This window comes from Vibrio sp. 10N.261.46.A3 (assembly GCF_041472995.1).
Taxonomy (GTDB): domain Bacteria; phylum Pseudomonadota; class Gammaproteobacteria; order Enterobacterales; family Vibrionaceae; genus Vibrio; species Vibrio coralliirubri.
Genome location: NZ_JBFRRH010000003.1, coordinates 66925 through 80985 on the forward strand (window position 1 = coordinate 66925; position 14061 = coordinate 80985).

A 14061-nucleotide genomic window follows, 5' to 3' on the forward strand; every position below is an offset into this window, starting at 1 on the left:
AGCATTTATATCCGCTTATCAGCGATACACTTTAGGCGATTAAGCTTGAGAAGCTTTAACCTGAGCGTGTAGCTCTTGAACTGAAGTTACTGACGTTTTCGCGTCTGCAGTGTGCGCCATACAAGTCGCGAATGCAGCGTTTAGCGTAGTCGTGTAGTTAACTTTCTCAGCAAGTGCACCACGACGAAGAACTTTAGAATCTTCAATCGCTTGACGGCCAGCTGCAGTGTTCACGATGTACGTGTACTCGTTGTTCTTGATACGGTCAAGAATGTGAGGACGACCTTCATGTACCTTGTTTACTAGACGTGGGTTGATGCCCGCTTCGCCAAGGATAACCGCAGTACCGTGCGTTGCGTCTAGCTGGTAACCAAGCTTAGATAGCTTAGATGCTAGGTCAACAACACGCTCTTTGTCGCCTTCGCGAACAGAAAGAAGTGCACGACCGCCTTCTGGGTAGATGTTGCCACAACCCAATTCAGCTTTAGAGTATGCTTCAGCAAACGTCGCACCAACACCCATAACTTCACCAGTAGAGCGCATTTCAGGGCCTAACAGTGGGTCAACACCAGGGAACTTGTTGAATGGAAGTACAACTTCTTTCACTGAGTAGTAAGGAGGGATGATTTCTTTCGTAAAGCCTTGAGACTCTAGAGATTGACCCGCCATTACACGAGCAGCAATCTTAGCGATTGGCGCGCCAGTTGCTTTAGATACAAATGGAACCGTACGTGCTGCACGAGGGTTAACCTCGATTAGGTACACTTCATTGTTCTTAACAGCAAACTGCGTGTTCATCAGACCACGAACACCCAACTCGAACGCTAGCTTTTCAACTTGCTCGCGCATTACGTCTTGGATTTCTTGGCTTAGCGTGTATGCAGGAAGAGAACATGCTGAGTCACCTGAGTGAACACCCGCTTGCTCGATGTGCTCCATGATACCGCCGATTACAACGCGCTCACCGTCACAAATCGCATCTACGTCAACTTCAACAGCGTCATCTAAGAAGCTATCAAGTAGTACTGGAGATTCGTTTGATACGCTTACTGCTTCGTTGAAGTAGCGACGTAGGTCTTGTTCGTCGTATACGATTTCCATCGCACGACCACCAAGTACGTAAGAAGGACGTACAACCAGTGGGAAGCCAATTTCACGAGATTTCTCTACCGCTTGCTCCATTGTTGTTACTGTCGCATTTTCTGGCTGAAGTAGGCCTAGACGGTCTACAGCAACTTGGAAACGCTCACGGTCTTCTGCACGGTCGATTGCGTCAGGGCTAGTACCGATGATTGGTACGCCAGCTGCTTCAAGAGCACGAGCCAGTTTAAGTGGCGTTTGACCACCGTACTGAACGATAACGCCTTTTGGCTTCTCAACGCGAGCGATTGCTAGTACATCTTCCAGAGTTACTGGTTCGAAGTACAGACGGTCAGACGTATCGTAGTCTGTAGAAACAGTCTCAGGGTTACAGTTAACCATGATAGTTTCGTAGCCATCTTCACGTAGCGCTAGTGATGCGTGTACACAACAGTAGTCAAATTCAATACCTTGGCCGATACGGTTTGGACCGCCGCCTAGAATCATGATTTTTTCTTTGTCTGTTGGGTTTGCTTCACACTCGTCATCGTAAGATGAGTACATGTAAGCCGTATCTGAAGAGAATTCAGCCGCACACGTATCTACACGCTTGTACACAGGGTGGATATCGTATTGGTCACGTAGACGACGGATTTCGCTTTCTGCAACACCTAGAATCTTAGATAGGCGCGCATCAGCAAAACCTTTACGCTTAAGCTTGTTTAGCTCGTCTTTGTTTAGACCAGCAAAGCCTTTCGCTTTAAGTTCTTGCTCTAGTTTAACGATGTCTTCGATTTGAACTAGGAACCAGCGGTCGATTTGCGTTAGGTTGAATACACCATCTACCGACATACCAGCACGGAATGCGTCAGCGATGTACCAAATACGCTCTGCGCCAGCTTCTTTAAGTTCGTGACGGATAGTCGTTAGAGCATCTGGTGCGTCTAGGTCTACCATTTCGTCAAAACCAGTCGCGCCAACTTCTAGGCCGCGAAGTGCTTTTTGTAGAGATTCTTGTTGGTTACGGCCGATAGCCATAACTTCACCAACCGACTTCATTTGCGTCGTTAGACGGTCGTTAGCACCTGCAAATTTCTCGAAGTTAAAACGAGGAATCTTAGTTACTACGTAGTCGATTGTTGGTTCGAATGATGCTGGAGTTGCGCCGCCAGTGATGTCATTCATTAGCTCGTCTAGCGTGAAGCCAACAGCCAGTTTCGCTGCAATCTTAGCGATTGGGAAACCTGTTGCTTTAGATGCTAGTGCAGAAGAGCGAGATACACGTGGGTTCATCTCGATGATAACCATACGGCCATCTTTCGGGTTGATACCAAACTGTACGTTTGAACCACCTGTTTCAACACCAATCTCGCGCAGTACTGCTAGAGATGCGTTACGCATTAGTTGGTATTCTTTGTCTGTCAGCGTTTGAGCTGGAGCCACAGTGATTGAGTCACCTGTGTGAATACCCATTGGGTCGAAGTTTTCAATCGCACATACGATGATGCAGTTGTCGTTTTTGTCACGAACCACTTCCATCTCGTACTCTTTCCAACCGATAAGTGATTCATCGATAAGAAGTTCGTTAGTTGGAGATAAATCCAAACCACGACGACAGATTTCTTCAAATTCTTCTTTGTTGTAAGCGATACCGCCACCAGTACCACCCATCGTGAACGATGGACGAATGATACAAGGGAAGCCAACCATGTCTAAAACTTTATAAGCTTCTTCCATCGTTTTCGCTGTATCAGCAGTTGGACACTCAAGGCCAATTGCTTTCATTGCTTTATCGAAGCGTGAACGGTCTTCTGCTTTATCGATAGCGTCAGCCGTTGCACCAATCATTTCAACACCGAACTCTTCAAGAACGCCGTGCTTTTCTAGGTCTAGAGCACAGTTCAATGCAGTTTGGCCACCCATAGTAGGTAGAACTGCATCAGGCTTCTCTTTAGCGATGATGTTACGCACAACTTCCCATTGGATAGGCTCGATGTAAGTTGCATCTGCCATGTCTGGGTCAGTCATGATTGTCGCTGGGTTCGAGTTTACAAGAATAACTCGGTAACCTTCTTCGCGAAGCGCTTTACAAGCTTGAGCACCAGAGTAATCGAACTCACATGCTTGGCCGATAACGATCGGGCCAGCACCTAGAATAAGAATACTTTTAATGTCAGTACGTTTTGGCATTGTCTACTACTCCGAATTACGCTGTGTGCTGTTTGATTAGTTCAATAAAGTGGTCGAATAACGGCGCTGCGTCTTCTGGACCAGGGCTCGCTTCAGGGTGACCTTGGAAGCTGAATGCTGGTTTGTCTGTACGATGAATACCTTGTAGAGAACCATCAAATAGTGATTTGTGCGTTGCACGTAGTGTCTCTGGAAGGGTTTCTTCGTCAGCAGCAAAGCCGTGGTTTTGCGAAGTAATCATCACAACATCACGATCTAAATCTTTAACCGGGTGGTTTGCACCGTGGTGACCAAACTTCATCTTCACTGTCTTAGCGCCTGACGCAAGAGCAAGAATCTGGTGACCTAGACAGATACCGAAGATTGGTAAGCCTTTTTCTAGGAACACTTTTGTCGCTTCAATTGCGTAAGTACATGGTTCTGGGTCACCAGGGCCATTTGAAAGGAAAACACCGTCTGGGTTCAGAGCAAGTACTTCTTCAGCTGAAGTTTCAGCAGGAACAACCGTTAGGCGGCAGCCGCGGTCAACAAGCATTCGTAGGATGTTTCGTTTTGCACCGAAGTCATAAGCAACAACGTGGTATGGCAATTCTGAGTCTGCTTTCGCTTCAGGAAGTCCACCCGTAAGCGTCCACGAACCTTGTTTCCATTGATACGCTTCTTTTGTTGTAACTTCTTTCGCAAGGTCCATACCTTTCAGGCCAGGGAATTCTTTTGCTTTAGCTAGAGCCAAAGCTTCGTCTAGGTTGTGACCCGCTACGATACAACCGTTCTGTGCACCTTTTTCACGAAGAATACGCGTCAGCTTACGAGTATCGATATCAGCGATACCAACAACGTTTTGCGACTTAAGGTAATCAGAAAGGGATTGTTCATTACGGAAGTTAGAAGCGATTAGAGGGAGATCGCGAATCACAAGGCCTTGAGCGTGGATTGAAGAAGATTCTTCGTCTTCGGAATTGGTTCCGGTATTGCCAATGTGAGGATAAGTAAGGGTAACGATTTGTTGAGAATAGGAAGGATCAGTGAGGATTTCTTGGTACCCCGTCATCGAGGTATTAAAAACGACTTCACCAACTGCAGAACCTACAGCGCCAATGGCTTCACCGTGAAATACTGTCCCATCTTCTAGGACGAGTAGTGCTGACTTCTTCAAGACAACCTCCAGAAATAAAAATGCATTAAAATTGATTTAATTTGCAAATCTACCTTCCTGCAACACCAAAAACTGCGTGTTTATGGAAATTAGACAAATTGGCGGTATTTTAGTGATCTGCGTGATACGTGTCAACATTTAACTCAAAAGAAATTAAACATTTGTAAGGACTAATTCAATTTACCCCCTCAAAGCTCCAAAAGTTCAACTTTCATACGCATTTAGCTCGAATATTACGATTTTCTAATTTTAACCCCTCATTTTAACCAATCATAGAGTGATAAAAATATCAGCAACAAAACGCAATCGATAAATACCAAGAGAAAACATGACAATTTAAAGAACTAAAGCAAAAAACACACTAAAGCCCACATAAACAACATAGAAATAGAGTCAAAAAGGCGATAATAAGAAAGTAGAAGGAAGATCGTAGAAGTGAGATTACTAAGGAAAAGGCACCAAATAAAGAAAGCGCCGGCAATTGCCAGCGCATAAATATCTATTTACAGGTCATTCAAACCAAGCACATCCGTCATGGTATAAAAGCCTGCTGGTTTATCATTTAGCCAAACCGCAGCCTTGATTGCGCCATTAGCAAAGGTCATTCGATCAGTGGCTTTATGGGTAATTTCCACTCGCTCACCGATATCAGCAAACATAGCGGTGTGTTCACCAATAATGTCACCGGCACGAATCGTCGCGAAACCAATCTCATCTTTAGTGCGCTCGCCAGTAATACCCTCGCGTGACCATACGGCTACATCGTTTAGCTCGTTGCCCATCGCACCCGCAATAGCTTCGCCCATACCAATCGCAGTACCTGACGGTGCATCGACTTTATGACGGTGATGAGCCTCAACGATCTCGACATCACAATAGTCGCCCATCACTTTAGCGGCCTTCTCTAGCAGCTTAAAGACCAAGTTCACACCAACGCTGTAGTTAGGTGCCATTACGATAGCCATCTCTTTTGAAGCAGCATCAATCACTTGCTTCTCTTCTTCAGAGAAACCCGTCGTACCGATGATCAGTTTTTTACCGTGACGTTTACAAAGTTCAATATTCGCTAATGTGCTAACAGGGGCAGTAAAATCGACAATCACATCAAACTCTTCGATGGCTTTAGACAAATCATCGACTAAAGCAACATCAAAACGACCTTCACCGCATAACTCGCCGACATCTACGCCGACCAAAGATGACTCTGGACGCTCTGATCCAGCTCCAACACTTGCTTCTGAATTATGATGAGCGGCTTTCACCAAGTTGCGACCCATGCGGCCCGCTGCTCCTGCAATTGCAATTCTTACCACTGCGAATATCTCCATTGTTTTGGTTACCGTTGCCACTTATCTCTTGCAGCAACGTTCAATCGATTAATCTCTTTAAACTAACAACAATCTCAAACTCAGGCTAGCAATTACGAAAACTCTTTTATTACTCGCTCTAAAATTGGCACATTTGCCTCTGGGAAGGCGTATTGATTCAATGATTCTAGGCTTACCCATTCACCTTGTTGACCTTCTTTGCCATAAGGCTGCTCTTCAAAATCGGTAACTAGGATGAAATCAAACTTAAGCGACTTATCGGTGTAATCAAATTCAAGGTGCTCAAACAGAGACTGTTCAGTCACCTTGATGCCAATCTCTTCATCAAGCTCACGAGTCATCGCTTGCTCAATGGTTTCACCCTCTTCAACCTTGCCACCAGGAAATTCCCAGAAACCGCCCTTGTGTTTGTCGTCTGGACGTTTAGTGATAAATACCTGCGACTTATCTTGGTTGAAGATAATGCCCGCAACAATGTGGATTCTTTTCATGTGTTGGTGTTCCTTCTATGTCCCTAGCGTCATTCCCTACAATGAGGAACGAATTAGATAGGGAATCTGCTCTTTTGTTAGTTCGAAAGATCCCCGACTCGCTCGTCCCTCACTCTCGAGGATGACGCTATCGAAACCTTATTATTTTCACATACAAAAAGAGCCGCCTAAGCGACTCTTTTTATCAATAAGTTTGTGTGAAGCTAAGCTGTGACGTGGTGAGTGCAAGGAGGAGGCACAGAGCTTACGTTAGTAAGTGAGTACCTCCGACACTGCAATCATCCGTTACAGCAACGATTCACCAAACTTAGTCAATTTTACCGTGACACTGTTTATATTTTTTGCCGCTTCCACATGGACATGGTTCATTACGACCCACTTTACGCTCATCACGTACTACCGTTTGTGGAGATGCCACTTCAGCTTCATCGTCAGCTAGCTGGTTTTCAGCTGTTGCATGTTGTGCTTGTGCACGACGCGCCGCTTCTTCAGCTTGAGCTTGACGTTGAGCTTCCATCTTTTCAACTTCTTCTTGTTGCTGAACGCGAACTTTAGAAAGGATGGTAACAACGTCTGTTTTCAGTACATCTAGTAGGCCTTCAAACAGTTCAAACGACTCGCGCTTGTACTCTTGTTTCGGGTTCTTCTGAGCGTAACCACGTAAGTGGATTCCTTGGCGAAGGTGATCCATCGCAGCCAAGTGCTCTTTCCAAAGACCATCTAGCGTTTGTAGCATCACAGATTTCTCGAAGTTACGCAGTACTTGAGCACCAACCACTTCTTCTTTCTGTTTGTACGAATCAACCGCCATAGCAAGAATACGCTCACGCAATGCTTCTTCATAAAGCTTGTCGTCTTCGTCTAACCAACTTTGAATATCAAAGTCTAGATCGAAGTCATTCTTCAGACGATCTTGCAGACCCGCGATATCCCACATGTCTTCAAGAGACTGAGGCGCGATGTATTCATCAATCACTGATGCTAGTACATCTTCACGGTTGTGTTCGATCATTTCGCTGATGTCGTCAGAACTCATCAGTTCGTCACGAAGCTCATAAACCACTTTACGTTGATCATTGGCTACATCATCGTACTCAAGAAGCTGCTTACGAATATCGAAGTTACGACCTTCAACTTTACGTTGTGCTTTTTCAATTGAGCGAGAAAGCATCTTAGATTCGATCGCTTCGCCTTCGTCCATACCACTTTGGATAAGACCAGCCATACGATCCGATGTGAAGATACGTAGCAGAGAATCTTCCATTGATAGGTAGAAACGAGAAGAACCCGCATCACCTTGACGACCAGAACGACCACGTAGTTGGTTATCGATACGGCGAGATTCATGACGCTCAGTACCAATGATGTGCAGACCACCTGACTCAAGCACTTTATCGTGGATTACTCTCCAGTCAGCTTTGATCTTCTCGATCTGCTCTTTGGTTGGATTATCTAGCTTCTCAACTTGTGCCTGCCAGCTACCACCTAACACGATATCGGTACCACGACCAGCCATGTTAGTTGCGATAGTTACCGCGCTCGGCATACCAGCTTGTGCAACGATCTCTGCTTCCATTTCGTGGAATTTAGCATTTAGAACGCTGTGCTTAATTTTTGCTTTTTTCAGTGCGTTAGACAGTAGCTCAGACTTCTCGATAGAAACCGTACCAACCAAAGATGGCTGCCCAGCTGCTACACGGTCTTTAATGTCTTCAATGATCGCATTGAACTTGTCTTCTTCAGTACGATAAACCACATCTGGCATATCGTTACGAACCATAGGTTTGTTGGTTGGGATAACCACCGTTTCTAGGCCGTAGATAGACTGGAATTCGAAAGCTTCTGTATCGGCTGTACCTGTCATACCTGACAGTTTTTCGTATAGACGGAAGAAGTTCTGGAATGTAATCGATGCTAGCGTCTGGTTTTCATTCTGAATCTTCACACCTTCTTTAGCTTCAACAGCTTGGTGTAAACCTTCAGACCAACGACGACCTGGCATAGTACGGCCAGTATGTTCATCAACGATAACCACTTCGCCTTCTTCAGTAACGATGTAGTCGACGTCTTTCTCAAACAGTACGTGTGCACGCAGCGCTGCATTAACATGGTGCAATAGGCTGATGTTTGTTGGAGAGTAAAGCGTGTCACCCTCTTCCATCAGGCCGTTTTTAACCATTAGCTCTTCTACAAATTCTTGACCATTTTCAGTCAGGTGAACCTGTTTCGATTTCTCGTCCATGGTGTAGTGACCTTCACCACGGTACTCTTCAGAATCTTCTTTATCTTGGCGCTCAAGGTTAGGGATCAACGTGTTAATACGCGTGTAAAGATCTGAACTATCTTCAGCTGGGCCAGAGATAATAAGTGGAGTACGAGCTTCATCGATTAAGATTGAGTCAACCTCATCGACAACAGCAAAGAAGCGCTCACGTTGAACACGATCTTCAGCACGGAAAGCCATGTTGTCACGTAGGTAATCGAAGCCAAACTCATTGTTTGTTCCGTATAGGATATCCGCTTGGTACGCTTCTTTCTTCTCTGGTGGAGCCATGTTTGGCACGTTCACGCCAACCGTCATACCAAGGAATTCAAATAATGGGCGGTTTGTTTCCGCATCACGCTTCGCTAGGTAGTCGTTCACCGTTACTACGTGAACACCTTTGCTAGGTAGGGCGTTAAGATAAGCTGGTAGGGTTGCTGTAAGAGTCTTACCTTCACCAGTACGCATTTCTGCAATTTGGCCAGCATTTAGAACCATGCCACCAATCATTTGCACGTCAAAATGACGCATGCCGTAAACACGTTTAGACGCTTCACGTACCGTAGCAAATGCTTCAGGTAGAAGTTGGTCTAGCGATTCACCTTTATCTAAGCGCTCACGAAACTCAACCGTTTTTGCTTTTAGCTCTTCGTCTGAAAGTGCTTCAAACGATGGTTCGAAGTTATTAATTTCTTTTACAATTTTTCTAAGGCGGCGCAGTGTTCTGTCATTGCGACTGCCAATTACCTTTGTCAGCAGCTTAGTAATCATGTGCTTGGAATCTCTTCGTTCTCAGATCGTCCGCGATCTATTTTAAATGCCGTCAGTGTCTCTACTAGCTATGAACTAGTCTTCAGTTACTAACCAAGGATACTGAGATAAATCTAGTATCTTTGATATTGTACTTGAGAGTAGAGTTTTCAAGGCTTGAGTTAAAATTAATGCCCTTTAGTGTAAGTAATTTTCACACCAACGACCATTTATAACCCCATTTGTTTGATGTGCTTGGAACTTTTCTTTCCAATTGCTGATGGATTAGCCAGACTGCAGCTCATTGGGAGACAACTTTCGGATGTTGACGACACTGTATCTGGAAAATAGATACAAAAAAACCAGGTCAATGACCTGGTTTTCGAAATCTTATATTGTTGTAAACAACAATTACGCTAGAACCATTCCTGGTTCAGCAAATGCAACAGGAGAGCCTACTTCTTCTTCGAATGTTGCCCATTCCCAAGCTTCTGCGTCAGCAAGTACTGCACGTAGTAGTTGGTTGTTTAGGCCGTGACCTGATTTGTATGCACGGAACTCACCAATAATAGCGTGTCCACACATGTACAAGTCACCAATCGCATCTAGTACTTTATGAGTTACGAACTCATTGTCAAAACGTAGACCTTCTTCATTAAGAATTCGGTATTCGTCAAGTACGATAGCATTATCAAAGCTACCACCAAGTACTAGGTTTTGAGATTGTAGATACTCAATGTCACGCATGAAGCCGAAAGTACGAGCGCGAGAAATTTCTTTCACAAAACCTTGTGAAGAGAAATCAAACAACAAACGTTGCTCATCAGATTCAATTGCTGGGTGGTTAAAGTCGATCTCAAAGTCCATACGGAAGCCGTTAAATGGAACAAACTCTGCCCACTTATCGCCATCTTCAAAACGGATAGGCTTTTTGATACGAATAAAACGCTTCGCTGCATTCAGTGTTTCTACACCCGCTTGCTGTAGCAAGTATACGAATGGGCTTGCGCTACCATCCATAATTGGGATCTCAGGTGCATCTACTTCAACAATAATGTTGTCGATGCCCATACCCGCTAAAGCTGCGTTAAGGTGTTCCACTGTAGAGATACGTACGCCTTCATCATTAACAAGAGCTGTACATAGCATAGTGTCACGAACTGACGCTGGATCAGCTGGGAAATCTACAGGTGGATTTACATCTGTACGACGATAAACAATACCTGTATTTGCAGCTGCCGGGCGAAGAGTAAGTGTGACTTTACGACCAGAGTGGAGACCCACACCAGTTGTTTTCACAATTTCTTTCAGAGTACGTTGTCTGATCATCTGCTTGCCTCGTTATCAGTGCTACAAATCACGGTCAGTATTTACCGACCGCGAATTTTACCATTAATTCGACGATAGTCAAATTTTGGGTATTTGTTAATCAGCCTGACGTCGTAAGAATGCTGGAATATCTAAGTATCCACTCTCTTTCTCAGCCTTAGGTGCTGCACTTTGGCTAGCGCCTGTACCTGAAGAAACAGGTGACGTTGTTGGCTGCGGCTTAACTTGAGGTTTAACCTCAGTTTTTTCTTGCAATGGTTGTGCCACTTTCTCTTCCACTTTTGGTGCAGTTTGAGCCGCTACCTGTGGTTGAGGAGTTGGTGCAACCTTAGCTTTACCACCAGCAACTAATGTAATGTCTGGTTTTTTCTCTGTGCCGATACCTGTTGCTACAACAGTTACACGGATTTCATCCGTCATATCAGGGTCTAGAGAAGTACCAATCACAACTGTTGCGTTATCAGATGCGAATGCCTTAACTGTATTACCTACTGTTTCGAATTCATCTAGACGCATATCTAGGCCTGCTGTGATGTTCACAAGAACGCCACGTGCGCCAGCTAGGTCGATGTCTTCTAGTAGTGGGCTAGAAATTGCCGTTTCAGCAGCTTCTTCAGCACGGTCTTCACCTTTTGCGATACCGCTACCCATCATTGCATGACCCATCTCAGACATTACGGTGCGAACATCCGCGAAATCGACGTTAATCATACCAGGGCGAGTAATTAGCTCAGCGATACCTTGTACAGCGTTTTTAAGTACATCATTAGCACTTGCGAAAGCTTCTAGCAGAGTTACGCCGCGGCCAAGTACTTTAAGTAGCTTCTCATTTGGAATCGTAATTAATGAATCCACATGTTTAGAAAGCTCTTCAATACCTTGCTCAGCAAACGCTAAACGCTTTTTGCCTTCAAAGCTAAATGGCTTAGTTACAACAGCAACCGTCAGCACACCCAACTCTTTCGCAACTTCAGCAATAACTGGAGCAGCACCTGTACCAGTACCACCGCCCATACCAGCTGCGATAAATACCATATCGGCGCCAGTTAGAACTTCTTTAATTCTTTCTCGATCTTCGAGAGCTGCATCACGGCCTACTTGTGGGTTTGCACCAGCGCCCAAACCTTTAGTGATATCACCACCAATTTGGATCACGCTGCTCACGCTTGTTTTACGAAGTGCTTGCGCATCAGTGTTAACACTGATGAATTCTACGCCTTCGATTGATTCACGTACCATGTGCTCAACAGCGTTACCGCCACCGCCACCAACTCCAACGACTTTAATTACTGCATCGTCAGACATTTCCATCATCGGTTCAAACATGTGTTATCTCCGTTTTTTCCTGCAACTCAGGTTAAAACTCTTTTTGTATCCAATTACGCAATTTACCAAATAAACCAGACATAGAAGGTGCTGAACGCTTAGGTTCGCTGTAATCACCTTCATCACTGATCTGACAATCTCTTGCGTAATGAAGTAAACCAACCGCCGTAGAATGATACGGCTCTTTAACATAGTCAGTTAAGCCACTAACTTCTAACGGCTTACCAACTCGAACTTGATTGCGGAAAACACGTTCCGCACACTCTACCAATCCGTCAATTTGTGCCGCTCCACCAGTGAGAACGACGCCTGCTGCAAGGTGGTGTTTAATACCTTCATCTCGTAGCTGTAATTGAACCGTATCAATAGTTTGGTTAACGAGACCCATAAGTTCAGTGTAACGTGGTTCAATCACTTCCGACAAAGTTTGTCGTTGCAAACTTCTCGATGGGCGACCACCAACACTTGGGACGTTAACAGAATCATCCTTGCTTACGAGTTCACTCAGAGCGCAACCATGGTTTACTTTTATCTCTTCAGCATCGCTCACTGGCGTGCCGAAAGCGAAGGCAATATCACTGGTTACTGCATTTCCTGCGTAGGAAAAGACTTCTGTGTGTCGAAGTGCGCCGCCAGTCCAAATGGAAATATCCATTGTACCCGCACCGATATCGACAACACACACTCCAAGCTCTCTCTCGTCTTCAGTAATTACCGCATTGCTTGAGGCAAGTCCTGAAAACACGATTTGTTCTACTGTGAGACCACATCGTTCAACAGCTTTAATAATGTTTCTCGCCATGTCGCTATGGCAAGAAATTAGGTGAACACTGACTTCCATTCGAACACCAGATAAGCCAAGTGGGTTCTTAATCCCTTCTTGATAATCAATGGTAAATTCTTGTGGGATCACGTGCAGAATTCTCTGCTCATCACCTATTTTAATTGATTTCGCGGTATGGATCGCTCGATCCATATCGTCTTGAGACACCTCTTCATCAGAGATAGTGCCCATGCCTTTTTCAATTCGGCTTGCGATATGTTTACCCGATAGCGAGATAAATACATTGCTGATTTGGCATTCCGCCATCAACTCTGCTTGATCAATAGCTCGCTGAACCGACTTAACTACCGACTCTAGGTCGTTTACACCACCTTTATCCATACCTCTGGATGGGCTTTGCCCAGAACCAATGATATTGATTTGACCATCAGGCAATATTTCACCAACCAGAGCTGATATGGTCGCAGTGCCTATATCAAGACCAACGATTATGTTGTCATCTGCGGTCTTAGTCATCTGTGCTCTCTTCTAACTCTTGCTCTGGAAACCAGCCTACAGCGGCTCCCGTATCATACCTGAGGTCGATGTAGCTCACTTGATTCGCTTTACTACCAAGTTCGTTGTAAAGCGAAATGAAGCGTTCAACACGCTCATCTAAAGAATCTTTACCTAGTTCTAAACGGATACCGTTATCTAGGATTATTTGCCAAGCGCGACGCTCATTGAGAACGAGAGAGGTAACGGTTAACCCTAGACTGTTAATCAAAGGGGTTATCTGTCGCCACTTTTCTATCACTTCTTGGCTGGTGCCGTCTGGGCCGTAAAGCTTAACTCTATCGCCCTTCAACAGGCCGATATCACCATTAAACACCTGACCATCGTCATTCAGCAGCATGTTACCGTTCCAGATTGCTGCTGCATGGTACTCAGTCAAAAATACTTTTATTGTGTCTGGCCACTGCTTACGAATGGAGACCACTGAGACCCAAGGTAACGCTTCTAAACTGTCTTGCAACACACCAATGTCTTGCGACATGAACGTTCCAATATGCTCTAGCTCGCTAAAGGCATGTTGAACATCACCAGCGGTTACGTAAGTTAAGTCGCCTTGAAGTACTATTTTGGAGAGAGGCAATCGCTGATCGTCCCACATCCAAGTCAGTGTGGTATAGAAAAGAAACCCAATGAATAGCAATACCATGACAAAAAAAGACCCGCCTAAGGCGTGTTTCTTGAGCGACGGTAAACTGAATAGGTGGCGGTTTTCGCTAAAAGTACTTTCTACCAAAGCCCGCACTCCCTGTCGTTGGTTCGCAATTCTATTCCCTATCTTCGTAATAGAGGTAAAAGCACTTACTTTAACC

General features: G+C 44.9%; 9 protein-coding genes. All 9 read right to left on the reverse strand.

Annotated features, from left to right (window positions below; genetic code table 11):
• Window positions 1-39 precede the first annotated feature (39 nt).
• Window positions 40-3270: a carbamoyl-phosphate synthase large subunit gene (gene carB / locus AB4484_RS00615; protein WP_017059294.1), complete on the reverse strand. Its 3231-nt coding sequence runs from the start codon at window positions 3268-3270 to the stop codon at window positions 40-42.
• A gap of 16 nt (window positions 3271-3286) precedes the next feature.
• Window positions 3287-4426 carry a glutamine-hydrolyzing carbamoyl-phosphate synthase small subunit gene (carA, locus tag AB4484_RS00620; protein ID WP_372075965.1) on the reverse strand — a complete coding sequence of 380 codons (1140 nt, stop codon included), beginning with the start codon at window positions 4424-4426 and terminating at the stop codon, window positions 3287-3289.
• Window positions 4427-4929: 503 nt separating this feature from the next.
• Window positions 4930-5754 (reverse strand): 4-hydroxy-tetrahydrodipicolinate reductase, encoded by an 825-nt coding sequence (gene dapB / locus AB4484_RS00625; protein ID WP_020628676.1) that lies wholly within the window; start codon window positions 5752-5754, stop codon window positions 4930-4932.
• Between the two features lie 92 nt (window positions 5755-5846).
• Window positions 5847-6245, reverse strand: coding sequence for an 8-oxo-dGTP diphosphatase MutT (gene mutT, locus AB4484_RS00630; RefSeq protein ID WP_048618233.1), 399 nt, complete (start codon window positions 6243-6245; stop codon window positions 5847-5849).
• Between the two features lie 307 nt (window positions 6246-6552).
• Window positions 6553-9279, reverse strand: coding sequence for a preprotein translocase subunit SecA (gene secA / locus AB4484_RS00635; RefSeq protein WP_372075967.1), 2727 nt, complete (start codon window positions 9277-9279; stop codon window positions 6553-6555).
• Window positions 9280-9669: 390 nt separating this feature from the next.
• Complete coding sequence (lpxC, locus tag AB4484_RS00640) at window positions 9670-10587, reverse strand: UDP-3-O-acyl-N-acetylglucosamine deacetylase (RefSeq protein WP_010434751.1); 918 nt, start codon at window positions 10585-10587, stop codon at window positions 9670-9672.
• 96 nt (window positions 10588-10683) lie between these two features.
• Entirely contained in the window at window positions 10684-11913 is a 1230-nt protein-coding gene (gene ftsZ, locus AB4484_RS00645; protein ID WP_017059291.1) for a cell division protein FtsZ, read from the reverse strand.
• A gap of 31 nt (window positions 11914-11944) precedes the next feature.
• Complete coding sequence (ftsA, locus tag AB4484_RS00650; RefSeq protein WP_010434747.1) at window positions 11945-13213, reverse strand: cell division protein FtsA; 1269 nt, start codon at window positions 13211-13213, stop codon at window positions 11945-11947.
• Complete coding sequence (locus tag AB4484_RS00655) at window positions 13206-13898, reverse strand: cell division protein FtsQ/DivIB (protein WP_017059290.1); 693 nt, start codon at window positions 13896-13898, stop codon at window positions 13206-13208. Before AB4484_RS00655 ends, ftsA begins: the two co-directional genes overlap by 8 nt.
• Window positions 13899-14061 lie beyond the last annotated feature (163 nt).